General features: G+C 66.9%; 21 protein-coding genes and 1 pseudogene. 17 read left to right on the top strand and 5 right to left on the bottom strand.

All coding sequences use genetic code 11. The annotated features are described in order from the left end of the window. The first annotated feature begins 18 nt into the window (after positions 1-18). The 5 genes from HAV18_RS07185 to HAV18_RS07165 all read left to right on the top strand — a co-directional run bounded on the left by HAV18_RS07185 (position 19) and on the right by HAV18_RS07165 (position 5033). The gene (locus tag HAV18_RS07185; protein ID WP_166954258.1) at positions 19-1335 is read left to right on the top strand and encodes an Nramp family divalent metal transporter; all 1317 of its coding nucleotides are present in this window, start codon (positions 19-21) and stop codon (positions 1333-1335) included. A gap of 81 nt (positions 1336-1416) precedes the next feature. Next, positions 1417-2007, top strand: coding sequence for a phosphatase PAP2 family protein (locus HAV18_RS07180; RefSeq protein ID WP_166954256.1), 591 nt, complete (start codon positions 1417-1419; stop codon positions 2005-2007). 459 nt (positions 2008-2466) lie between these two features. Further along, a complete protein-coding gene (locus HAV18_RS07175; RefSeq protein ID WP_166954254.1) occupies positions 2467-3255 on the top strand; it encodes an SDR family oxidoreductase in 789 nt (262 codons plus the stop codon). Positions 3256-3292: 37 nt separating this feature from the next. Continuing rightward, the gene (locus HAV18_RS07170; protein ID WP_166954252.1) at positions 3293-4309 is read left to right on the top strand and encodes an NADP-dependent oxidoreductase; all 1017 of its coding nucleotides are present in this window, start codon (positions 3293-3295) and stop codon (positions 4307-4309) included. A gap of 208 nt (positions 4310-4517) precedes the next feature. Then, complete coding sequence (locus HAV18_RS07165) at positions 4518-5033, top strand: thioesterase (RefSeq protein WP_166954250.1); 516 nt, start codon at positions 4518-4520, stop codon at positions 5031-5033. 43 nt (positions 5034-5076) lie between these two features. Here HAV18_RS07165 and HAV18_RS07160 read toward each other — a convergent pair whose 3' ends face one another. The 4 genes from HAV18_RS07160 to HAV18_RS07145 all read right to left on the bottom strand — a co-directional run bounded on the left by HAV18_RS07160 (position 5077) and on the right by HAV18_RS07145 (position 9567). Further along, entirely contained in the window at positions 5077-6129 is a 1053-nt protein-coding gene (locus HAV18_RS07160) for an AI-2E family transporter (RefSeq protein ID WP_166954248.1), read from the bottom strand. 251 nt (positions 6130-6380) lie between these two features. Then, a complete protein-coding gene (locus HAV18_RS07155) occupies positions 6381-6965 on the bottom strand; it encodes a YSC84-related protein (protein WP_166954246.1) in 585 nt (194 codons plus the stop codon). Between the two features lie 64 nt (positions 6966-7029). Continuing rightward, positions 7030-7416 carry a YqjD family protein gene (locus HAV18_RS07150; RefSeq protein ID WP_166954244.1) on the bottom strand — a complete coding sequence of 129 codons (387 nt, stop codon included), beginning with the start codon at positions 7414-7416 and terminating at the stop codon, positions 7030-7032. Between the two features lie 285 nt (positions 7417-7701). Further along, positions 7702-9567 (bottom strand): ExeM/NucH family extracellular endonuclease, encoded by a 1866-nt coding sequence (locus HAV18_RS07145; protein ID WP_166954242.1) that lies wholly within the window; start codon positions 9565-9567, stop codon positions 7702-7704. A gap of 204 nt (positions 9568-9771) precedes the next feature. Between HAV18_RS07145 and HAV18_RS07140 the strand changes: the two genes are divergently transcribed. From HAV18_RS07140 to HAV18_RS07105, 8 genes and pseudogenes are all read left to right on the top strand, one after another. After that, entirely contained in the window at positions 9772-10125 is a 354-nt protein-coding gene (locus tag HAV18_RS07140) for a YciI family protein (protein WP_166954240.1), read from the top strand. Between the two features lie 125 nt (positions 10126-10250). After that, positions 10251-10658, top strand: a pseudogene (locus HAV18_RS07135) (YciI family protein); the annotation flags it as partial. Between the two features lie 48 nt (positions 10659-10706). After that, entirely contained in the window at positions 10707-11123 is a 417-nt protein-coding gene (locus tag HAV18_RS07130) for a VOC family protein (protein WP_166956624.1), read from the top strand. Beyond that, positions 11120-12388: a DUF6596 domain-containing protein gene (locus HAV18_RS07125; protein ID WP_166954238.1), complete on the top strand. Its 1269-nt coding sequence runs from the start codon at positions 11120-11122 to the stop codon at positions 12386-12388. Before HAV18_RS07130 ends, HAV18_RS07125 begins: the two co-directional genes overlap by 4 nt. Positions 12389-12820: 432 nt before the next feature. Continuing rightward, positions 12821-13243, top strand: a complete 423-nt coding sequence (locus HAV18_RS07120; RefSeq protein WP_048250182.1) for a rubrerythrin family protein — start codon at positions 12821-12823, stop codon at positions 13241-13243. Positions 13244-13362: 119 nt separating this feature from the next. Next, positions 13363-14700 carry a heterodisulfide reductase-related iron-sulfur binding cluster gene (locus HAV18_RS07115; RefSeq protein ID WP_166954236.1) on the top strand — a complete coding sequence of 446 codons (1338 nt, stop codon included), beginning with the start codon at positions 13363-13365 and terminating at the stop codon, positions 14698-14700. Positions 14701-14731: 31 nt separating this feature from the next. Then, positions 14732-15313, top strand: a complete 582-nt coding sequence (locus HAV18_RS07110; RefSeq protein ID WP_166954234.1) for a DUF3501 family protein — start codon at positions 14732-14734, stop codon at positions 15311-15313. A 733-nt stretch (positions 15314-16046) separates the two neighbouring features. Continuing rightward, the gene (locus HAV18_RS07105; RefSeq protein ID WP_166956622.1) at positions 16047-16988 is read left to right on the top strand and encodes a transposase; all 942 of its coding nucleotides are present in this window, start codon (positions 16047-16049) and stop codon (positions 16986-16988) included. 123 nt (positions 16989-17111) lie between these two features. Here the strand turns inward: HAV18_RS07105 and HAV18_RS07100 are convergent, their stop codons facing one another. Next, positions 17112-18638, bottom strand: a complete 1527-nt coding sequence (locus tag HAV18_RS07100) for a mannose-1-phosphate guanylyltransferase/mannose-6-phosphate isomerase (RefSeq protein WP_166954232.1) — start codon at positions 18636-18638, stop codon at positions 17112-17114. A gap of 428 nt (positions 18639-19066) precedes the next feature. Between HAV18_RS07100 and HAV18_RS07095 the strand changes: the two genes are divergently transcribed. The 4 genes from HAV18_RS07095 to HAV18_RS07080 all read left to right on the top strand — a co-directional run bounded on the left by HAV18_RS07095 (position 19067) and on the right by HAV18_RS07080 (position 23573). Then, positions 19067-20440 (top strand): undecaprenyl-phosphate glucose phosphotransferase, encoded by a 1374-nt coding sequence (locus tag HAV18_RS07095; protein ID WP_166954230.1) that lies wholly within the window; start codon positions 19067-19069, stop codon positions 20438-20440. A gap of 73 nt (positions 20441-20513) precedes the next feature. Next, positions 20514-21926: a UDP-glucose/GDP-mannose dehydrogenase family protein gene (locus HAV18_RS07090; protein ID WP_166954228.1), complete on the top strand. Its 1413-nt coding sequence runs from the start codon at positions 20514-20516 to the stop codon at positions 21924-21926. Between the two features lie 31 nt (positions 21927-21957). Beyond that, the gene (locus HAV18_RS07085) at positions 21958-22401 is read left to right on the top strand and encodes a low molecular weight protein-tyrosine-phosphatase (RefSeq protein ID WP_166954226.1); all 444 of its coding nucleotides are present in this window, start codon (positions 21958-21960) and stop codon (positions 22399-22401) included. Further along, complete coding sequence (locus HAV18_RS07080; RefSeq protein WP_166956620.1) at positions 22395-23573, top strand: polysaccharide biosynthesis/export family protein; 1179 nt, start codon at positions 22395-22397, stop codon at positions 23571-23573. The genes HAV18_RS07085 and HAV18_RS07080 overlap by 7 nt, the downstream gene beginning before the upstream one ends. The last annotated feature ends 49 nt before the right edge of the window (positions 23574-23622 follow it).

Below are 23622 nucleotides of genomic sequence, written 5' to 3'. Positions count from 1 at the left end.
TCTCGATCCCCGGTTTCCATGCCCTTCCTCCCCACAACCGCCACCGCCCCTTTCTGCCCGTCGGAAGTAAAGGGCAGCATCACGATCGATGCCGGCGCGCCGCGCTGGCAGAAGCTCAAGCGCTTCTTCGGCCCTGGCCTGCTGGTCGCGATCGGCTACATGGATCCCGGCAACTGGGCGACCGACATCCAGGCCGGCTCGCAGTTCGGCTATTCGCTGCTGTGGGTCGTCGCGTTCTCGAGCCTCGCGGCGATCTTCCTGCAGATGCTCGCGGCGCGGCTCGGCCTCGTGGCGGGCAGGGATCTCGCGCAGGCCAGCTACGACCGCTACGGCCGGTTCGGCCGCATCGTGCAGTGGGTGACCGCCGAAGTATCGATCATCGCGTGCGACATCGCGGAAGTCCTCGGCTGCGCGCTCGCGTTCAAGCTGCTGCTCGGCGTGCCGCTCGCGTGGGGGATCGTGCTGACCGCGCTCGATACGGTGATCGTGCTCGGCCTGCAGGGCAAAGGGTTCCGGCAGATCGAGGCGATCGTGCTCGCGCTGATCGCGACGATGGCGTTCTGCTTCGTCGCGCAGGTCGCGATCACGCCGCCCGACTGGCACGCGGTGGTCGGCGGGCTGGTGCCGGGCGATCCGGGCCACGACCGCAAGGACGCGATCGTGCTCGCGCTCGGCATCGTCGGCGCGACGATCATGCCGCACAACCTGTACCTGCATTCGTCGGTGGTGCAGACGCGGCGCGTGGTCGGCGGTGCGCGCGGGATGATCCGCGACACGCTCGCGCTGGTGCGCATCGATACCTTCGTGTCGCTGTTCGTCGCGATGCTCGTCAACGCGGCGATCCTGGTCGTCGCGGGCGCGGCGTTCCATGCGACGGGCCAGCACAACGTGACCGACATCGAGCAGGCCTACAAGCTGATTACGCCGATCGCGGGCGGCGCGGCCGCGCTGCTGTTCGGCATCGCACTGCTCGCGTCGGGGCAGAGCTCGACGCTGACCGGCACGATCGCCGGCCAGGTGATCATGGACGGCTTCCTGCATACGAAGATTCCGTGCTACCAGCGCCGGCTGATCACGCGCGGGCTCGCGCTCGTGCCGGCGCTGATCGGCGTGCTGTGGCTTGGCGACGGCTCGGTCGGGCAGCTGCTCGTATGGAGCCAGGTGCTGCTGAGCCTGCAACTGCCGTTCGCGATGTGGCCGCTGATCCGCTCGGTCAGCGATCGCAACACGATGGGCGAGCACACGATCGGGCGCGGGATGCAGGCCGCCGCGTGGGCGCTGTTCGTCGTCATTACCGGCACGAACCTGTTGCTGATTACCGGTGTCGCGGGCTGATACAGCCTGTCACAGGCTGACACAGTCGCGCGGCGCGCATGCGGTAAACTGCGGCCTTTCGATCGTCGTCCGAAGTCCGTTATGTGGAGTGAAATCAGCAACATCGGCGATGCCGCGCTGACCTTGCCGATCGCGCTGACGTGCGCGGCGTGGTTCGCGCTGACCGACTGGCGCCTCGCCGCGCGCTGGGGCGTGCTGCTCGCCGCCGGCATGGGCGTCGTCGGCGCAACGAAGATCCTCTATGCCGGGTGCGGCATCGAGCTTCCGCAATTCGATTTCCGCGTGATCAGCGGCCATACGATGCTGTCGACGTCCGTGTGGACCGTCGCGCTGTCGATGCTCTGGCAGGCGTTCCGGTCGGGCAAGATGCCCGGCATCGCGGCCGGGCTGGCCATCGGCGCGGTCACGGCCGTCGCGCGCGTGTTCGATCATTCGCACACCGTTCCGGAAGTGATCGTCGGCTGGATGCTCGGTGCGCTGGTCGCGCTGGTGTTCCTGCGCGGCTACGACGGCGCGCGGCAGCGCGCATTCTCGCCGCGCGTCGCGGCCGTCTGCCTGCTGCTCGTGTCGGGCATCGCGTACGGGCACCGTGCGCCGTTCCAGCAGATGATCGACACGCATTCGCCGCAACTCTGCGCGTTCGTGCGCGCGCCGTCGGGCGACGGGTTCTGACGGTAGCCGGTCGCGGTGCCCCGGCGCCGCTTTCTTGCCGCATCCTCCCGGCGGTTGCGCGATTCCACACTGTCCAGCTTCCCGATTGCCTCCTCGCCTGCGCGGAACCCGGCCCTCTTCATTTCGCGATTCAACGAACCGGCTGGTCGACGTGACCGGCGGCGCCGGCTTGCGCATGCGTGCTGGTACGCGAAGGTCATGAACAAGGTCTATGACCGGGCATAACGATTATTCATTTCATCGATCGGCGGCATTCGCGTACGCTGGCTGTCGTTCAACGGGGGCAGGCTGCCCGGGGCTGTCCGGCGCGTGTCACGCTCATCTCGATATACTCGCGGAAACCGTGCGGTACCGCGTGATGTCGAGGCGCGGTCAACCGGCCCGCGCTGGCGGGAACCGGCACGGAACACCCGTCGCGGCAGCGTTCCGCGATGACGATTCATGAAAGGAGCAGGTCACATGACAGTCGTTTCTTCGCGCCTTGCCGGCAAGTGCGCATACATCACGGGCGCCGCGGGCGGCCTCGGCCGCGCGATCGCGCGCCGGATGGTCGAGCAGGGCGCGCGCGTGTTCGTGACCGACATCGCCGACGCGACGGTGCTCGACGCGTTCGCGCAGGAACTCAACGCAGGCCACGCGACGCCGGTCGCGTTCGCCGCGACGCAGGACGTGCGCGACGAAGCGCGCTGGCAGGCGCTGCTCGCGCAGGCGGTCGATGCGATGGGCGGGCTGTCGGTGCTCGTCAACAACGCGGGCGTCGGCTCGATCGGCTCGCCCGCGCAAATCGAGCTGGACGAATGGCGGCGCGTGATGGCGATCAACGTCGAGAGTATCGTGCTCGGCTGCAAGCATGCGCTGTCGTACCTGGCCGAAAGCCATCCCGCATCGATCATCAACATCTCGTCGGTCGCCGCGTTCAAGGTCGAGCCGGATTTCACCGCGTACAACGCGTCGAAGGCGGCAGTCGCGTCGCTGACGAAGTCGGTCGCGATCGACTGCGCACGCCGCGAGCTCGACGTGCGCTGCAACTCGATTCACCCGGCGTTCATCCGCACGGGGATCGTCGAGCCGCTGTTCCAGACGCTCGGCGAACGCGACGCGACACGCAAGCTGGCGCGCGGCATTCCACTGCGCCGGCTCGGCGAGCCGGACGACGTCGCGCATGCGGCCGTGTATCTCGCATCCGACGAGAGCCGCTTCGTGACGGCCGCCGAACTCGTGATCGACGGCGGCATGTGCGCGGTCTGACGCGCATCCCGAACTACAACGACCGGAGGAGAACATCGTGTCCACACCCGTGAACCGCCAACTGCTGCTGAAGACGCGCCCGGAAGGGCGGGTCGGCCGCGAATATTTCTCGCTCGTCGAAGCGCCCGTGCCGGCGCTCGCGGACGGCGAGGTGCTCGTGCGCGTGCTGTACCTGTCGATGGACCCGACCAACCGCGTATGGATGAGCGACGTGCCGCAGTACCTGCCGCCCGTTGCGATCGGCGAGGTGATGCGCGCGCTCGGCATCGGCCGCGTGGTGGCATCGCGCAACGCGGGTTTCGCGGAAGGCGATCTCGTGCAGGGGCTCGTCGGCTGGCAGGATTATGCGGTCGTGCCGGCCGACCAGGCCGCGCAGCTCGTGAAGCTGCCCGCGCAGTCGGGCCTGCCGCTGCCGACGCTGCTCGGCGCGTGCGGGATGAGCGGGCTGACCGCGTACTACGGGCTGACCGACATTGCGCCGGTGCAGCCGGGCGAGACGCTCGTGGTATCGGCGGCGGCCGGCTCGGTCGGCTCGATTGCCGGGCAGATCGGCAAGATCCACGGTGCGCGTGTGGTCGGCATCGCAGGCGGCGCGGACAAGTGCCGCTACCTGACCGAGACGCTCGGCTTCGACGTGGCCGTCGACTACAAGGCCGACGATTTTCGTCAGCAGCTGAAGGCCGCGACGCCGGACGGCGTGCACGTGAACTTCGAGAACGTCGGCGGCGAGGTGATGCGCGCGGTACTGTCGCGGATGGTGATCGGCGGGCGCGTCGCGCTGTGCGGCGTGATCTCGAATTACAACAGCGGGCGCGCGGCGGACGACGTCGGCGTGCTGATCTCGAAGCGGCTGACGATGCGCGGCTTCCTGATCCTCGACTATCGCAAGAGCCGCGAAGCCGTGCAGACGCTCTCGGGCTGGCTGCGCGACGGCCGGCTCAAGGCCGAGGAGACGGTCGCCGACGGTCTCGAAAACGCGCCCGACGTGCTGAATCGCCTGTTCGACGGCGACCATCGCGGCAAGCTCGTGCTGCGCGTCGATCCGGACGCGTGACCGGCCCGCGGCACAGCGTGCGAAGGCGTTCGTACGCTGCCGCGAGCGAGAGTCGAACGCGGTGCGTCCGATCAACCGGGCCTTAGTTTCGGACTTGTCTCATATATTGTCCGGGCGTCTCTCCCTAAAGTGACTACCAGCAGACAGGCGGCGTGACCGACGCGTCACGCCGCCTTTTTTTCTGGTTACACGGAAGAGGAGGGTGAGCATGCGAGACGACCCGAAGCGGGCGGCATCGGCAGCGATGCGCAATCGAACGGTGCGGCGCGCCGGTGCCGTGCGGAGGATGGCGATCGTGCTTGGCGTGGCATTCGCGATGTCGAATGCGGTGGCGGCCGGGCATGCCGTGCCGGGCGGTGTCGTGCGGTTCAGCGGCGCGCTCGTCGATCTCTACGACGTGACGCTCGACGCGCGGCCGGGCGTGGTGGTCGAAGGGCTCGAGGTGGCGAGCGGCGGGGCGGCGGCAACGCTGCGCTTCGATGCACATGGCCGGCGTTTGCCGGGCGCCCATGTGGCGCTGGTCGGGCCTGACGGCGCGCCGCTCGCGCCGGATGCCGCTTCGGGTGTGCGCGCAACGTGGCGCGATGCGCACGACGATCGAAGCGTGCCGCTGGTATCGGGCCGCCCGTATCGCGTGGGTCCGCATGGCGGCGTGATGATGCTGGCGGCAGATGACGCGACGGGCGCCGCGGCGCCCGTCGTGATCCACATTCGTCATCCGTGACGGCGAATGTCCGCAGGTGCGTGGCACGGGGCCACGTGACGTGTCATTCGCCCTGTTCGGACCGTGCGTAGATGTCCCAGCTCGCCATGAACAGTGCGGCGACGAGCGGCCCGATCACGAAGCCGGTGATGCCGAACAGCGCCATCCCGCCGAGCGTCGAGATCAGCACGACCCAGTCGGGCATCTTCGTGTCCTTGCCGACGAGGATCGGGCGCAGCAGGTTGTCGACGAGGCCGATCACGCCCACGCAGAACGCAACAAGGATCACGCATTTCCACACCGCGCCGATCATCAGGAGGTAGAGCGCGGCCGGCACCCACACGAGGCTCGCGCCGATCGCGGGCAGCAGCGACAGGAACGCCATCAGCGCGCCCCACAGCACGACGCCTTCGATCCCGAGGATCCAGAAGATCAGCCCGCCGAGCGCGCCCTGCACGAGCGCGACCGCGATGTTGCCCTTCACCGTCGCGCGCACGACCGTCGTGAACTTGGCCAGCAGCAGGTTCTTGTGCTCGTCGTCGAGCGGCAGCGCGCGGCGCACGCGGCGGCCGATCTCGCCACCGTCGCGCAGCAGGAAGAACACCATGTACAGCATCACGCCGAAGCTCACGACGAACTGGAACGTGTTCTGGCCGATGCTGAGCGCCTGGGATGCGGCGAGCTGGCTGATCTGCGCGGCGCCATCGGTCAGTTTCTTCTGGATGCCCGGGAGGTTGCTCAGCCCGTATTTCTGCAGCAGGTGCTGGAGCGACGACGGCAGCGCGTGGATGATGTCCTGGAAGTATTGCGAATAGTTCGGCTGCGCGGTCTTGATTTCCTGGTACACGTACGCGATTTCCTGCACGAGCGTCGCGGCGACGAACACGAGCGGGAGGATCACGATCAGGACGATCAGCGACAGCGTCAGGAGCGCGGCCAGGTTGCGCCGCTTGCCGAAGCGTGCGGCGAGCCAGCGCTGCACGGGCTGGAAGAGGATCGCGAGTATGGTGCCCCAGAACACGGCGCCGGAAAACGGCGCGAGGATCCAGCAGAGTCCGACGGTGACCGCGGCCAGCAGGAAATAGAAGAATTTTTGGTGGTCGTGTCCGCTATCCATGGATGACATTCGCGCAGATTGATGCGTGGTTTGATTGAATCTCGTTGCCCCGTGCGGGATCGGTTCGCGATCGTCACGGGTTCGCGGCGCAACGCGCCGCGGGGCGGCCATCCGCCGGGCAACCCGAACCGGAGTATGCCCGCAAAGGTGCCGCCATCATAGCCGCTGCGTGCGGCACATGCGAAAACGCCGCGGCCGGGGCCGCGGCGCTGCCGGGAAGCAAACGCGGCGCAACGCCGCGTGCCGCATCGTCAGATGTTGAGCTTCGTGACCTTCGTGCCGTTCACCGACAGGTCGCCCATCAGGCCGGCGTTGGTCAGGACCAGCACTTCGACCGGTGCGGTGGCCGTGGTCGTATCGACCGCGCCGTTCGCGCCGACCTTCACGACCGCGACCGATGCGTCGGCGCCCGCGGCCCACCCTTCGGACTTGCGGAACGAGTCGAGCGCATCCTGCGTCATGAACAGGAACACGATCGCCTTCGACTGCGCGCCGGCCTGCAGGCCGACCGACAGCGACGACGTGTTGTAGTAGCCGACCGTGCTGCCGCCGACGCGCAGCGCGCCGTTGCCGGACTGGCCGCCGACGATGAAGCCGGCCTGCAGCACGCTCGGGAACACGAGCACGCCGCGCGATTTCGCGACGAGTTCACGCGAACCCGGCACCGTCGAATAGAGGCGCGACAGTGTCGCGTTGACGCTGGCGTCGATCGACTGGCGCTTCGACGCGCTGGTCGCGGCGTTTTCCGGTTTGTCCGGGGTGGTCGTGCAGCCGGCGAGCGCGAGGCTGCCGAGCAGGACGGCGGCGGCGGCTTTCATGGCAAAGGTCTTCTGCATGGCGTTTCTCCTTCGTTGTCTGATTGAGGACGGACGGGGCGGGCGGCGGGGCGGCCGGCTCCGTTCAACGGCGGGCAAGGAGCAGGCCCGCGACGAACGCGAGGCCGGCAACGACGCCGGCGGTTTGCCACGGGTTGTCTTGCACGACCTGCGACACGCGTTCGGCCGAATCGCGCAGCCGGGCGGCCGCGCTGCCCGACGCATGGTCGAGCACGCCGCGCGCTTCATCGAGCCTGGATTGCACGCGCTTGCGCAGCGCGGCGATATCGCCGTCGCCGTCGTTTTTCAGCAGATCTTCCAGTTCGTCGACCAGCCCGCGCAGATCGTCGGTGACGTCGGCATGCAGGTCGCGGGCGGCGGAGCGCGTCGTGCGACCCACGCGTCGGCCCGTGCGACGAATGTCGGACAGGCCGCGGTCCAGCTTGTGTTCGATCGAGTCGGTGAGCGCCATGGTGTTTATCCTCCTTCGATTCAAGGCCAAATTGGAGATAAGACGAATCCCAGCAACTAATGTGATTCACTTGGCCCAATTGAGTTTCGAGACAAATTTTCAATTCGTCGCCAGGATCGCCGCGAAGCCCCGCCGCACGGGGCGGCACGGCGGTTGAAAAATATTCGCATTCCGGGCGAAGCGGCGTATCGGGCTGCGGTACGCGGTGAAGGTTCGGTAAATATCGCGTCGTCGGGGCTATCAGGTAAATAGTGCCGTTGCAGGCCTTGTGCTGATGCAAATGCACTAGTCGACGCTTTGTCGACGAGCAGGGTTCGTGCCCGGGGCGGCGAACGTGCCGGCGTCGCCAAGCGCGACGTCGATCACGACGGGATCATGGTCCGAGGAACGGAATGCGTCGGGTGCGTAATAGGACGACCGTTGCGCGGACGTCTTGTAATCGGGCACAGGTTGTAGCGCGACCGGTTCGTCGGCGTTGATGTGCCAGACGTGCACGGCCTTCACGCGTGCGGCGAGTGCCGGCGTGGCGAGCGCGTGGTCGAGGTTGCCCGCTTCGCCGCGAAATATGTAGCTGTACGCAGCATCGCCGACGAAGCGGGCAACCAGGTTCGTGTAGCCGCGTGATTCGAGCGCGCGAACCGGATCTTCCTTCGCATAGCTGTTCAGGTCGCCGATCAGCAGTACGCCGTCGGCCGCGGCACCTGTCGGCGTTGTGGCAAGCCAGTCGGCGACGCGCGCGGCGGCCCGCGTGCGCGCCGCATTCCAGCAGCCCTGGCCGTCCGACTGGTCGCGATCGGCGCCGGTCGCGTTCGGGCAGTTCTTCGACTTCAGGTGATTGACTGCGACCGTAAGCGCGCGCGTGCCGCCGATGCGCCGGAATGTCTGCGCGAGCGGCGGTCGGTGCCGGCCGCCGAGCGAGACGGTCGTGGCGCGCCCGATCGGCTCGACCGTGCGGCTGTCGTACAGCAGCGCGACCGCGATCGCATCGCGGCCGAGCCGCGCGGTGCCGGGATCGACCGCGCGCCAGCCTTCGCCAAGTTGCGCGGCGAGACGCCGCACGGCGCTCGCGTCGCCGTGGCCGTTGTTCGCGATTTCCATCAGCCCGATCACGTCGGCACGCGGCGCGCGCAACGCCGCGACGATCTTCGCCTCCTGCCGTGCGAATGCCGCGGGCGTTTTCGCACCGCGGTTGGCCGGGGCATCGAATCCGCCGCCGTTCCCGTCACCATTGAAATAGTTGAACACGTTGAACGACGCGATGCGCACGTCGGCATCGGGATGCCGGGCCGGCGCGTCGGTACGCGGGTTCGCGGCGGCATCGAACGTCGGCACCGCGCCGGCAACCGGTTGCAGCCGCCACGCGCCGTGGCGCAGTTCGAGCACGCCTTCGACGCCGCGTACCGTGTAGCCCGCGCGCAGCGTGTTGGCGGCGCTCAGCGCCGGCGGCGGATAGCGCACGGTCGCGGGATCGGTGCGGTTCGAGCCGTCGTCGAGCACGATGCGGTTGCGTGCGTTGGCTGCTGCGAGCGCGGCGGCCTCGGCCGGCGGTGCGACGTGGGTCGGGATGCGCAGCCGGCCGTTGCTGAGGACGACGCTGCCATAGCGACCGAGTTCGTGGGTATCGCTGACCGTCAGCGTTTGCGGCAGGCGCACGCGCATGCCTTCATGCGCGGCCAGCACGGATAGCGTGGCGACCGGCAGCGTGAGCGTCGCGGGGGTGATTTTCTGCCCGCGTGCGCAGACCGCCACGCCACCCGACAGCGTGAATTGCGTCCGGCCGTATCGCTCGTCGACGCGGCCCGTGAGATGCACGAGATCGCCGGCCTTCGCGCGCGCGTTCGGTGCATACACGAACACGCCTTCCGGGACGCCCGGCCGGTGCCGTCGCTGTGCGTCGGCCTGCTGGACGAAGAAGCCGGCGAGGCCTTCGGTGCCGCCGAACGCCGCCGTGACGACCGCCTCGATCGAGGTCGTTTGCCCGGCCAGCGGCGACGCGCCGCCGGTGCCGCGGAGGTCGGCAATCGGCGTGGTTGCGCCGCCGCAGCCGGCGCTGACCGGCGGTGCGGCCGCGGCCGGCCGGGCGAAGAAGGTGGCGAGGGCGGCGACGGCGATGAACGGTGCAACGGCAAGCGGCGCAAGCAGGCGTGACATGGGGCGGTCCACAGGAAGAAAATCCGACGGTTCGGGAAGGCATCTTGACGGCAAAATGTCAGGAAGCGGCCGAAATGGCCATCCGGCCAGTGGCCGATCGGCCGACGATGCAAGCCGCACGGCGGCTGTTACGCTTTTGCATCGGCCGGCGCATCCCGATCGCGCAGCGAACGCTGCCGCGCCCCGTTCCCACAGGAGAAATCCATGTCTTACATGCTGTTGATTGTCGAGCCGACCGACCAGCGCGCCGAGCGCACGCTCGACGAAGGTCAGGCGCTGTACGCGCGGATGGTCGATTTCGCCGAGACGCTGAAGGCGCGCGGCGTGCTGCGCGGGGTCGAGTCGCTGGAGCGTTCCGAGCGCGGTACGCGCGTGCAGGTGCGCGACGGCGAGACGCGCCTGCTCGACGGCCCGTTCGCGGAGGTGAAGGAGATGGTCGGCGGCTTCTTCCTCGTCGACGTCGACACGCGCGACGAAGCGATCGAGATCGCGCGCCAGTGCCCGGCCGCGCAATGGTGCACGGTCGAGGTGCGTGCGGTCGGCCCGTGCTTCCTGTGAATGCCGCGACTCGGTATTTACCCTGATTTGTCGTGGCGCGTGTCGATCCGGCCGTTTTCCGGCCGTCGTCCGGATAAGGCACCGATGAACGGGCGCCGCCTTCCACCGACGACAAGGAGTGAACGATGCGATTCATGATCATGATCCGGGCGAACGCCGTCAGCGAATCCGACGCGTTGCCGGACAACCGGCTGGTCGAAGCCATGACCGTCTACCACGAGGAACTGGCCAACGCCGGCGTGCTGCTCGACGCGAACGGGCTGCGGCCGACCGCGCAAGGCTGGCGCGTGCGCTACACGGGCGGCAAGGGCACGGTGGTCGACGGCCCGTTCGCCGAAACGAAGGAGCTGATCGCCGGCTATACGCTGATCCAGGTGCGTTCGCGCGACGAGGCGCTTGAATGGACCCGCCGGTTTCCCGCGCCGTTCGGCGCCGAAATGGATTGCGAGATCGAGGTGCGGCCGCTGTTCGAGCTCGACGACCTCACACCGAGCGACGCGGTCGAGCGGTTCCGCGATCTCCACGTCGGCCGCCCCGCGCCTGAATGTCCACCTGAATCCAATCTCACCGGAGCATCCGTCATGCACAAGATGGTCTTCATCAACCTGCCCGTGGCCGACCTGCCGCGCGCGAAGACGTTCTATCAGGCACTCGGTTTCGAGGTCGTGCCGGCCTATACCAACGACCAGGCCGCCTGCCTCAAGATCAGCGACACGATCTTTGCGATGCTGCTCGTGCGGCCGTTTTTCCAGACCTTTACCGACAAGACCATCGTCGATCCGGCGACGCACGTGCAGGTCTTGTCGTGCCTGTCATGCGAAAGCCCGGCCGAAGTCGATGCCGTCGTCGCGAAGGCGCTTGCCGCAGGCGGTACCGTGCCGCGTCCGCCGATGGAATACCCGGGCATGTACGGCCACAGCTTCGCCGATCCGGACGGCCACGCATGGGAGCTGATGTACGTGGAGCAGGACGCGTCCGCCCAGGGGCAGGCGTCGTGACGCTTGAGGCGACTCACCGTGCGATCGAAGCGGTCTGGCGGATCGATGCGCCCAAGATCATCGCGCGCGCCGCGCGCGTGGTGCGCGACGTCGGCGTGGCCGAGGAACTGGCGCAGGACACGCTCGTCGCGGCGCTCGAGCACTGGCCCGTCGACGGCGTGCCGGATAACCCGGCCGCATGGCTGATGACGGCCGTGAAGCGTCGCGCGCTCGACCGTGTCCGGCAGGAGTCGCTCCACGCGGCGAAGCGCGATCAGCTCGGCCACGAGATGGACGCGCTTGAAGCGCACGTCGTCCCCGACATCGCGGATGCGCTTGCCGACGCGAGCGACGACGACATCGGCGACGACCTGCTGCGGCTGATCTTCACGTCGTGCCACCCGGTGCTGTCCACCGACGCGCGCGTCGCGCTGACGCTGCGGCTGCTCGGCGGGCTGACGACGGGCGAGATCGCACGCGCGTTCCTGACACCCGAGCCGACGATCGCGCAGCGGATCGTGCGCGCCAAGCGCACGCTCGCGGCGGCACACGTGCCGTTCGAGGTGCCGGCTGCCGATGCGCGGCCCGCGCGGCTCGCGTCGGTGCTCGAAGTGATCTATCTCGTGTTCAACGAAGGTCATGCGGCGACCGCAGGCGACGACTGGACGCGCCCGGCGCTGTGCGACGAAGCATTGCGGCTCGGCCGCGTGCTGGCCGGGCTGGCGCCGGACGAGAGCGAGGTGCTCGGGCTCGTCGCGCTGATGGAGCTGCAGGCGTCGCGCATGCATGCGCGCACCGACGCGCAGGGCCGGCCCGTCCTGCTGCTCGACCAGGATCGCAGCCGCTGGGATCCGCTGCTGATCCGGCGCGGCCTTGCGGCGCTCGAACGCGCGACGAAGCTCGGCGGCGTACGCGGGGCGTATGCGCTGCAGGCCGCGCTGGCCGCCTGTCATGCGCGTGCACGGCAGGCGTCGGATACGGACTGGGCGCAGATCGTCGCGCTGTATGACGCGCTTGCGGAAGTCGCACCGTCGCCCGTCGTCGAGCTGAATCGCGCGGTGGCCGTCGGGATGGCGTTCGGGCCCGCTGCCGCGCTCGAACTTGTCGACGTGCTGCGCGACGATCCCGCGCTCGCGCGCTATCACTGGCTGCCGAGCGTGCGCGGTGACCTGCTGGCGAAGCTGGGCCGCGCCGATGAGGCCAAGGCCGAATTCCGCCGCGCGGCGGAGCTGACGCGCAACGAGCGCGAACGCGAATTGCTGCTCAGGCGCGCGACGGACGCGTGACGCACGGAGCACGGAGCACGGAGCACGGAGCACGGAGCACCGAGCACCGAGCACCGAGCACCGAGCACCGAGCACCGAGCACCGAGCAACGAGCAACGAGCAACGAGCAACGAGCAACGAGCAACGAGCAACGAGCAACGAGCACGCAGCACGCAGCACGCAGCACGCAGCACGCGCGAACCCGGCGCACCGTGCACCAAGCACACCCGGCGCACCCGCACACCCGGCACACCCCGCACACCCGGCAACGCCCCACGTCCCGCCGGGCAACCCACCGACTATCGCGCGGATTGAAAATGCCTATTGGGGGATGCGAATGCGAGCGCCTAGATTGAAGAGCACGATGCGCGCGCCGCGGCACACGCATCGTTCCCCACATACCTGATCGGCCCGGCTTCGCACGCGGCCGCGCCGACTCGAACGGAGGCGCAAATGGCTCAACTCAAGGGCAGCAAAACCGAAGAGAACCTGAAGGCCGCATTCGCGGGTGAATCGCAGGCGAACCGGCGTTATCTGTATTTCGCTTCGAAGGCTGACGTCGAAGGCCAGAACGACGTCGCCGCGCTGTTCCGCTCGACCGCCGAAGGCGAAACTGGCCATGCGCACGGCCATCTCGAATACCTGGAAGCCGTCGGCGATCCGGCAACGGGCCTGCCGTTCGGTTCATCTCGACTGAATCTCGAAGCAGCGATCGCCGGCGAAACGCACGAATACACGGACATGTATCCGGGCATGGCGAAGACGGCGCGCGACGAGGGCTTCGACGAAATCGCGAACTGGTTCGAGACGCTCGCGAAGGCTGAACGCAGCCACGCGAACCGCTATACGAAGGCGCTGGACAGTCTCGTCGACTGACGGGCCGCCGCGGGCCGCACGGCAGGCCGTGCGACCGGCAAGCGGCCGGCTGTTCGTTCATCGCTGCCCGCATCGCGCGGGCGGCGCCGGCGCGCATGCGCGCCACGCTGGAGCGCCCCATGCCCCACAAGGAAGGCAGTCTCGAAGCGCCGACCCGGCATCCGCTCGACTGGCAGTCCGATGCGTTCTATGACCCGGCCGCGATCGATGCGGAAATGACGCGCGTGTTCGACATCTGCGCCGGATGCCGGCGCTGCGTGTCGCTGTGCGGCGCGTTTCCGACGCTGTTCGACCTGGTCGACGACACGCCGATGGGCGATATCGAGGAGGTGCCGAAAGAAGCGTTCGGCAAGGTCGTCGACCAGTGCTACCTGTGCGACCTCTGCTACATGACGAAATGCCCGTACGTGCCGCCGCACGCGTGGAACGTCGACTTCCCGCACCTGATGCTGCGCGGCAAGGCCGCGCGCTACAAACGTGGCGAAGCGACGTTGCGTGACAAGGTGCTGTCGAACACCGACGCGCTCGGCCACTTCGCCGGCATTCCGATCGTCACGCAGGCAGTGAACGCGGTGAACCGCACGCCGCCCGCGCGCCATGCGCTCGAAGCGACGCTCGGCGTCGATCGCCATGCGTGGCTGCCGGAATTCGCGCCGCGCAAGTTCCGGCGCACGGCGAAGCCCTCGGACGGCCTGCCCGTGCGCGACGGCGAACGCACGCCCGGCAAGGTCGCGATCTACGCGACCTGCTACGTGAACTTCAACGAGCCGGGCATCGGCCACGACCTGCTCGCGATCCTCGCGCACAACGACGTCCCTTACGAGCTCGTCACGCGCGAAGCCTGCTGCGGGATGCCGCTGCTCGAGCAGGGTAATCTCGCCGGCGTCGCCGCGAAGAAGGACGTGAACCTGCCTGTACTCGAACGCTACGCGCGCGAAGGTTATGCGCTGATCGGCGCGATTCCGAGCTGCGTGCTGATGTACAAGAGCGAGCTGCCGCTGATGTTCCCCGGCGACGAAGCAGTGCGCGCGGTGGCCGACGCATTCTGGGATCCGTTCGAATACGTGATCGCGCGGCATCGCGACGGGTTGCTGAAAACCGATTTCAAGACGGGCCTCGGCACCGTGTCGTATCACGTGCCGTGCCACGCGCGCGTGCAGAACATCGGGCGCAAGACGGCCGACGCGCTGTCGCTCGTGCCCGATACGCGCGTGAATGTCGTCGAGCGCTGCTCGGGCCATGCGGGCACGTTCGGCGTGAAGAAGGAGTTTCATGCGGATGCGATGCGGATCGGCGGGCCCGTGTTCAAGGCGATGGCCGAGCCGCAGCCGGATTTCGTGTCGTCGGACTGCGCGCTGGCCGGCCATCACATCGTGCAGGGCATCGACGACAAGGGGCTGCCGTCCGCGCCGCTCGCGCATCCGCTCACGCTGCTGCGCCGCGCGTACGGCATCTGAGCCGCCGCCGGCCGACCCACGAGGACATCCCATGACGTTGACCCGCGACTCCCTGCTGACGCTCGAAGCGTACGCGAAGATCCGCACGGCCGAACACGCGCGGCTCGTCGCGTACAAGCGCCGCCGCGCGGTGGCGCTTGGCAACCACCTGCGCTTCCTGTTCGAGGACGAGACGACGATCCGCTATCAGATCCAGGAGATGCTGCACATCGAGAAGATCTTCGACCAGGCGGGCATCGAAGGGGAGCTGGAAGCGTATCTGCCGCTCGTGCCCGACGGCACGAACCTGAAGGCGACGATGCAGATCGAGTATGAGCACGAGATCGAACGGCGCGCGGCGCTCGCGCGGCTGATCGGTGTCGAGGATCGCGTGTACCTGCAGGTCGACGGGCACGAGCGCATCTACGCGATCGCCGACGAGGATCTCGAGCGCGACAACGCCGAGAAGACGTCGGCCGTGCACTTCGTGCGCTTCGAGCTCGGCGCGCCGATGCGCGCGGCGCTCAAGGGCGGGGCGGCGCTGTCGATCGGCTGCGATCACCCGGCCTACACGATGCCGGCGCGGCGCGTGGACGTGGACGTGACCGCATCGCTGGCCGGCGATCTGCGCTGACGCGTCCGCTGCACGTCCGGGACACCCTGCGCACCGGCTTCCGTTTTTCCGTTCCGACCCGAAACAAGATTCCCGCACGCGTTGCGGCGCTATCGCTCGCCTGCCGCCGCGAAGATGTAACAGACGTCACGAGTTTGCGTGTGGCGAAAAATGTGCATCGTGCGTCACCGTGCTTTCATCACTCGCAGAGAAACAATAAAAAGATTGTGCACGGAGATAATTAAAATCGGCGAAATTCGAATGATTTACCGATTCGTGAATATCTCGTTACTATTTTTTCCCTGATTTACCGATGTTGGGCAGCAATGCGCGGGATTGTTGCCGACAGGGGTCGGAGTAGCCCGAAAATGCCCATTCGCGGGTATTCTTCAGACGCTGTAGAGCCCCGCCTGGCGGGCCTTTGCAGCTGCGGGCATAAAGATCTCGCAAAAAAATTCAAGCGTAAATACATTACGCACCCTTGGCAGGTTGTTTCAGTGCGTAACATTAAGTCATTGTCATATTGAGATAAACCCTAGGGATGGTATGCTTCGTGCACAAAAATTCCCACATTGGAGTGAGACCGGGATTTGTGCGCCATTGCCGGGAATGGCGGCACCGTGAAAGTGCGGTGTCGCGCCGGCATGCACAACACCGGATAACCATAATGTGCAACCTGGCCGCCCCGCGACGCGATGTGTCGCGACGGCGCCGCCAATCGCAGCCCCGGCCTGGCTGCGTGGAGAGATCTACTATGTTCTTCGATGAGCTTAACGATGAAGAGTGGGTTCGTCTTTCAACGCTGATCGCCGATGAACCCATCCGGCTGAATCGTCGTGGGCGTCCGCGTGCCGAACCGCGCGTCGTCGCCAACGCGGTGCTCTGGATCCTGACGACCGGTGAAGCCTGGTCGAAGCTGCCCGGTCGTTATCCGTCCGGGCCGACGTGCCGTCGCCGTTACGAGGAATGGCTGGCGTCCGGCACGCTGTTGCAGATGATCGACGCGCTGACCCAGTTCAGCGGGCGCGCGTTCGCTTATATCCCGCCGCCGCCGGAGGCGGTCGTGCCCGCGCGCCGTGCCGAGCCCGTGCCCGACAATGATCGCTTGCGCGGTGTGTTCTGGCAAAACCCCGAGTCGTGGCAATTGCCGGTCGCGCACGCAAACGTTTGGGATGGCGAAGGTGCGTCGCAGACGGCCATGCCGGACGACGCCGAAGTCCGGCAGTCCGATGCGTCGTTCGTGGTGCCGGGTGCGCGGTCGGTGGAACTGCGCCATGCGCATGGGTCGTCGGCGAGCTTCGCCGCGGCCGAGCCGCAAGTCGACGAATATCGTGGCTATACGATCTGCGGCATCGCGCAGCCCGTGCAGAACCTGATGTTCCGCGCGTGGGCCGAGATTTCGCAGGACGAGCGGCGCGTCGAGCGCTCGGGCCTCATCGGCCCGCGTTTCACCGATGCCGAGGAAGCCGAGCAGTTCGCGCTCGACTGGGCACGTCAGTGGATCGATCGCCATGGCGCGAGCGACGAACCGGCGCGCGATCCGCAAGGCGAGGTGCTGGCCGGCCTGTCCGCGCTCGCGCGTGCGGAGTCGGACATCAAGCGCTTCATCGCCGAGCGTCACGCGAGCACGCTGTCCGAAAGCCGCAACGATCCGGTACAGCCGGAGCGTCGCGAATACGTGTACCGCGTAGGCTGATCGCCGTACCGGTGAAGCGCGCGGGCCGTCGTGTGCCACGACGCCCGCGCGGAAGACCCGTCTGTCCATGCCTGCCTCGCCCGGGGCGCCGCCGTCAAAGCGGCGCCCCGGGCGCACGATGCGTTACTGGCGGCCGTAGGTATCGTCGAAGCGGACGATGTCGTCCTCGCCGAGATACGCGCCCGATTGCACTTCGATCAGCTCGAGCGGCATCTTGCCCGGGTTCTCCAGGCGGTGCGACACGCCGAGCGGGATGTACGTCGATTCGTTTTCGGATAGCAGGAACGTTTCGTCGCCACGCGTGATGCGCGCGGTGCCGCGCACGACGATCCAGTGTTCGGCGCGGTGGTGGTGCATCTGCAGCGACAGTCGCGCACCCGGTTTCACGACGATGCGTTTCACCTGGAAGCGTTCGCCCGTGTCGACCGAGTCGTAGTGGCCCCACGGGCGATGCACCTTGCGGTGGTCGGTGGCTTCCGCGCCGCGTTGCGCCTTGAGGCGCCCGACGATTTTCTTCACGTCCTGCACGCGCGACTTGTCCGCGACGAGCACGGCGTCGGGGGTTTCGACGACGACGAGGTTCTGCGTGCCGACGCAGGCGACGAGCCGGCTTTCCGAATGCACGAACGTCGATTCCGCGCCTTCGAGCAGCACGTGGCCGCGGCCGACGTTCCCGGCTTCGTCCTTCGACGAGATCTGCCAGATCGCATCCCACGAGCCGACGTCCGACCAGCCCGCGTCGAGCGGCACGACGACGCTCTCGCACAGTTGCGGCAGGCTCGCGAGCGGCTCCATCACCGCGTAGTCGATCGAGTTCGACGGCGACGCGGCGAACGCATCGCGATCGACGCGGAAGAAATCGCCATCGGCCTTGCCTTGGGCGACGGCCTGTTCGCAGGCCGCGTAGATCGCGGGTTCGAGCTGGCGGATCGCCTTCAGCCACACCGACGCGCGCACGATGAAGATCCCGCTGTTCCACCAGTATTCGCCCGATGCGACGTACTGCTGAGCGAGTTCGAGATGCGGTTTCTCGACGAAACGATCGAGGCGGCGCACGTCGAGGCGGCCCGTCGCGGCGTCGCCGAGCGGCGCGCCGATGCGGATGTAGCCGTAACCGGTTTCCGCGTGCTTGGGCACGATGCCCATCGTCGCGATCCTGCCTTGCATCGCGCAGTGCACGCCGGCCGCGACGGCCGCGTGGAAGCGCGGCAGGTCGGCGACCGCATGGTCGGCCGGCATCACGGTCATCACCGCATCGTTACCGTCGGCAACGAGCCGCAGCGCGGCGAGCGTCAGCGCGGGCGCGGTGTCGCGGCCGATCGGCTCGAGCATGATCGACGCGGACTTGCCGGTCAGGCGCAGCTGTTCGGCGGTCGTGAAGCGGTGATCCTCGCCGCATACGATCAGCACGTCGTCGGCCAGCGGATGATCGACCGCCAGGCCGTCGAGGCGCAGCGCAGTTGACTGCAGCAGCGAATGTTCGCCGAGCAAGCCGATCAGCTGTTTCGGAAAACGTTCGCGCGACATCGGCCACAGGCGCGTGCCGGAGCCCCCGGCGAGAATCACCGGTTGCACGGCGACGCGCGTGCCGGCGGCGGGTGCGGCGGAAGAAGAATGGCGCGTTTCGGCAGCCACGGCCGGAGCATTCATGGTGACACTCTCCACGGTTGAAGTCAGTGCCTGTCGTTGTAGCATGAAGTAAATCGACAATAAAACCGGGTCCATTGCCTGATATTCGCCAGGCATGCATTGGGAAAAATTTTCCGCGCTAGCATCCGATGCAAATAAAAAATTAAAAAATAAATCCGTGAATCGGCTGGTCTTGACCGTCGGCAAAGGGTGAGCGGAAATCGGAAAGCTTCCGAAAAATTCCCGATTCCTGAGCATTTCGGGAAAACCTGCCGATTTAATTCAAAAACTTCTCAGCAAGAATTTCCGATTATTTTTCGAAATACTTGTGCGCTTGAGGAGAAATTTTCTTACCGCTTCAATAGCGTCATGCAACGTTTGAATCGAATGTGCGGCACGGGTCGCACAAGGAGCTGTTCGGCAAACGCCTGTTCAAAGAGGATGCAGACATGTTGAGCGTGCTGGCGAGAGTCATCGATATCGCGATGGTCGTGGCGGGGGCACTGATCGCTGCCGCACTGCACGGCGGCAGTATCTGGCTCAACGACCTGCAGCGCACGACGGTGTTGTTCGACTGCCTGCTCGTCGTCGTGTTCTTTCCGGCCATCGGCATTTACCAGTCGTGGCGCGGCAAGCGTCTCGTCGGGCTGGTGGGCCGGGTTGCGTTCGCGTGGCTCGTGGTCGAGCTCGCGGGCATCCTGATGAGCTTCAGCTTCCACCAGTCGGGCGACCTGTCGCGGATGTGGCTGGGTTACTGGGCGGTCGTGACAATGGCGCTGCTCGCGGGCTCGAAGGCCTGCGTGCACGTTGTGCTGCGGCAACTGCGTCGCGGCGGCTACAACCTGAAGGCGGTCGCGATCGTCGGCGGTACGCCGGCGGCGCGGCGGCTGATCGCGCAGATGCGGGCGCGGCCGGAAGCCGGTTTCAACCCGGTGTGCGTGTACGACGAAAGCGAAGCGCCGGGCGAGGTCGCGCTCGACGACGTGCGCATCGAGCGGCAGTTCGAATCGCTGGTGTGGCTGGTACGCAGCCGCGCGATCAGCGAGCTGTGGCTCACGCTGCCGATCACGGAGGAGCGCCGGATTCACCAGATCGTGACGGTGTTCCGCCACGACTTCGTGAATATCCGCTTCATCCCGGACGTGCGCACGCTGTCGTTCTTCAACCAGGAAGTGGTCGAGGTGCTCGGCGTGCCGGCGATCAACCTCGCGGCGTCGCCGATCACCGATGTGCGGATCCTGCCGAAGTTCGTGTTCGACCGGCTGTTCGCGCTGGCAGCGCTCACGGCGCTCGCGCCGGTGATGGTGCTGATTGCCGGCCTGATCAAGCTGACGTCGCGCGGGCCGGTGTTCTTCCGCCAGAAGCGCAAGGGCATCGACGGGCACGAGTTCGAGATCTACAAGTTCCGCTCGATGAAGGTGCACCAGGAAGTGGCCGGGCACGTGACGCAGGCCACGAAGAACGACACGCGCGTGACGCCGGTCGGCCGGTTCCTGCGCCGCACGAGCCTCGACGAGCTGCCGCAGTTCATCAACGTGCTGAAGGGCGAGATGTCGGTCGTCGGCCCGCGCCCGCATGCGCTCGCGCACGACGACATCTACAAGGATCTGGTCAAGGGCTACATGTTCCGCTACCGGATCAAGCCGGGCATCACCGGGTGGGCGCAGATCAACGGCTTTCGCGGCGAGACCGACCAGATCGAGAAGATGATGGGACGCGTGAAGCTCGATCTGTACTACATGCAGAACTGGTCGTTCTGGCTCGACATCAAGATCGTCGTGTTGACGCTCTGGAAAGGCTTCACCGGCAGCAACGCGTACTGAGTACCGAGATCGCGCCACGCAGGCATTGCGGTTTAACGAATTTCGAATCATTGGTCACGAGGTCCGACACATCATGAATCTGACTATCATCGGCAGCGGTTACGTAGGTCTTGTCACCGGCGCCTGTCTCGCCGACATCGGGCACGACGTGTTCTGTCTCGACGTCGACCAGGCAAAGATCGACGTCCTGAACAACGGCGGCGTGCCGATCCACGAGCCGGGCCTCAAGGAAGTCATCGCACGCAACCGCTCGGCGGGCCGCCTGCGCTTCTCGACCGATATCGAGGCCGCGGTCGCGCACGGCGACGTGCAGTTCATCGCGGTCGGCACGCCGCCCGACGAGGACGGCTCGGCCGACCTGCAATACGTGCTCGCGGCGGCACGCAACATCGGCCGTTACATGACGGGCTTCAAGGTGATCGTCGACAAGTCGACGGTGCCGGTCGGTACGGCCGAGCGCGTGCGCGCGGCGGTGGCGGAAGAGCTTGCGAAGCGCGGCGGCGACCAGATGTTCTCGGTCGTGTCGAATCCGGAATTCCTGAAGGAAGGCGCGGCGGTCGACGATTTCACGCGGCCGGACCGCATCGTGATCGGCTGCGACGAAGACGTGCCGGGCGAGCGCGCCCGCGAGCTGATGAAGAAGCTCTACGCGCCGTTCAACCGCAACCACGAACGCACGCTGTACATGGACGTGCGCTCGGCCGAGTTCACGAAATACGCGGCGAACGCGATGCTCGCGACCCGCATCTCGTTCATGAACGAACTGGCGAACCTCGCCGACCGCTTCGGCGCGGACATCGAGGCGGTGCGCCGCGGAATCGGTTCCGACCCGCGTATCGGCTATCACTTCCTGTATGCCGGCTGCGGCTACGGCGGCTCGTGCTTCCCGAAGGACGTCGAGGCGCTGATCCGCACGGCCGACGAGCACGGGCAGGCGCTGCAGATCCTGAAGGCCGTGTCGTCGGTCAATGCCACGCAAAAGCGCGTGCTCGCCGAGAAGATCATCGCGCGCTTCGGCGAGGACCTGACCGGCCGCACGTTCGCGATCTGGGGCCTCGCGTTCAAGCCGAACACCGACGACATGCGCGAAGCGCCGAGCCGCGAGCTGATCGCCGAGCTGCTGTCGCGCGGGGCGCGCGTCGCCGCGTACGACCCGGTCGCGCAGCAAGAGGCGCGCCGCGTGATCGCACTCGATCTCGCCGATCACCCGAGCTGGCTCGAGCGCCTGAGCTTCGTCGACGACGAGGCGCAGGCCGCACGCGATGCCGACGCGCTCGTGATCGTCACCGAATGGAAGATCTTCAAGAGCCCCGACTTCGTCGCGCTCGGCCGCCTGTGGAAAGCGCCGGTGATCTTCGACGGCCGCAACCTGTACGAGCCGGAGACGATGAGCGAGCAGGGCATCGAATACCACCCGATCGGCCGGCCGGGCTCGCGCCAGGCTGTCGCCGCCCGTGTGCCTGGCACTGCGCCCGCGAGCGCGTAACCCTTTTTCCCGTCACTCGTTACGAGACGCCATGTTCCGGAACATCCTGATCGTCTGCCACGCAAACGTCTGCCGCAGCCCGGCCGCGGAAATGCTGTTCAAGTCCCACGCCGCGTCGCGCGGCGGCCCGCGCCCGACGTTCCATTCGGCCGGCGTGCATGCGAACGACGGCGACGGCATCGATCCGGTGATGCGGCGACTGCTTGCCGAGCGCGGCGTCGATGCGACGACGCACCGCTCGCGGCGGCTGTCGCGCCGGTTCGTGCGCGACGCCGACCTGATTCTCGTGAGCGAGCGCGGACAGATCGCCGCCGTCGAAGCGGTCGATCCGTTCGCGCGCGGCAAGGTCCACCTGCTCGGCAAGTGGGAAGGGGCCGAGATTGCCGATCCGCACGGCGGCCCCGAGGCCGATTACCGCGAGAGCTACTCGCAGATCGAACGTCTGGTTCAAGGATGGCTACAGAAACTATGCTGAAACGCCCGATGCGCCCGGTGGCGCTTGCCGTCGCGCTGACGACTTTCCTGTCAGCCTGTGCAACCGCGCCCGGCAACTACCTCGACTCGTCGAACCTGAAGGACGAAGGCCGCCAGGAAGCGGCCGAAACCTATCCGGTTCATTACATCGACGCCAAAGTGGTGATGGACCAGCTGCAGAAAGCGCAGGTCGACCATCCGCTGCCGCCCGCACGCTATACCGATCCGTCGCAATACGTGTACCGCATCGGCCCGCAGGACATCCTCGGCGTCACCGTCTGGGACCACCCGGAGCTGACGACGCCGCAGGGCCAGTCGTTCTCGAGCGGCGGCAACACGACGCAGACGATCGCGGGCGCGCTGCAGCAGCCCTATTCGTCGTCGCTGCCGGGCCAGGCCGATCCTTATGGCCAGACGGTGGCCTCCGACGGCTCGATCTTCTTCCCGTTCGTCGGCCGTATCCACGTGGCGGGCAAGACGATTGCGCAGACCCGTGACGAGCTGGCCACGCGTCTCGCGCGCTATGTGAAGAATCCGCAGCTCGACGTGCGCGTGCTGTCGTTCCGCAGCCAGAAGGTGCAGGTGACGGGCGAAGTGAAGACGCCGGGCCCGCTCGCGATGAGCGACGTGCCGCTGACGCTGGTCGACGCGATCTCGCGCTCGGGCGGCTCGACCACCGACGCCGACCTGCAGCGCGTGCGCCTGACGCGCGACGGCAAGCTCTACACGCTCGACGCGAACGGCGTGCTCGACCGCGGCGAAGTGCGGCAGAACGTGATGCTGCAGCAGGGCGACATCGTCAACGTGCCGGACCGCAGCGACAGCCGCGTGTTCATCATGGGTGAGGTCAAGACGCCGGTCACGGTGCCGATGCTCAAGGGCAAGCTGACCATCGCGGACGCGTTGACGGCCGGCGGCGGCATCCTCGACACCGATGCGAACCCGCGCAAGATCTACGTGATGCGCGGCATGCGTGACAACCCGACGAAGCCTGAAGTGTTCCGTCTCGACATGACGCAGCCCGATGCGCTGATGCTGTCGAGCCGTTTCCCGCTTCAGCCGCTCGACGTGGTCTACGTCAGCACGGCCAGCTCGGTGCAGTTCAACCGTGTGCTGCAGCAGGTGCTGCCGACGATCCAGACGATCTTCTACATGCGGCAAATCACGCGCTGATAGCCCGCCGGGGCGGCGCCTCCGCCCCGGCACCACTCAAGCGGGAACG

It is taken from the genome of Burkholderia sp. D-99 (assembly GCF_011605345.1).
In the GTDB taxonomy this organism is placed as follows: Bacteria; Pseudomonadota; Gammaproteobacteria; order Burkholderiales; family Burkholderiaceae; genus Burkholderia.
This window is presented reverse-complemented; position numbering and strand designations above follow the sequence as displayed.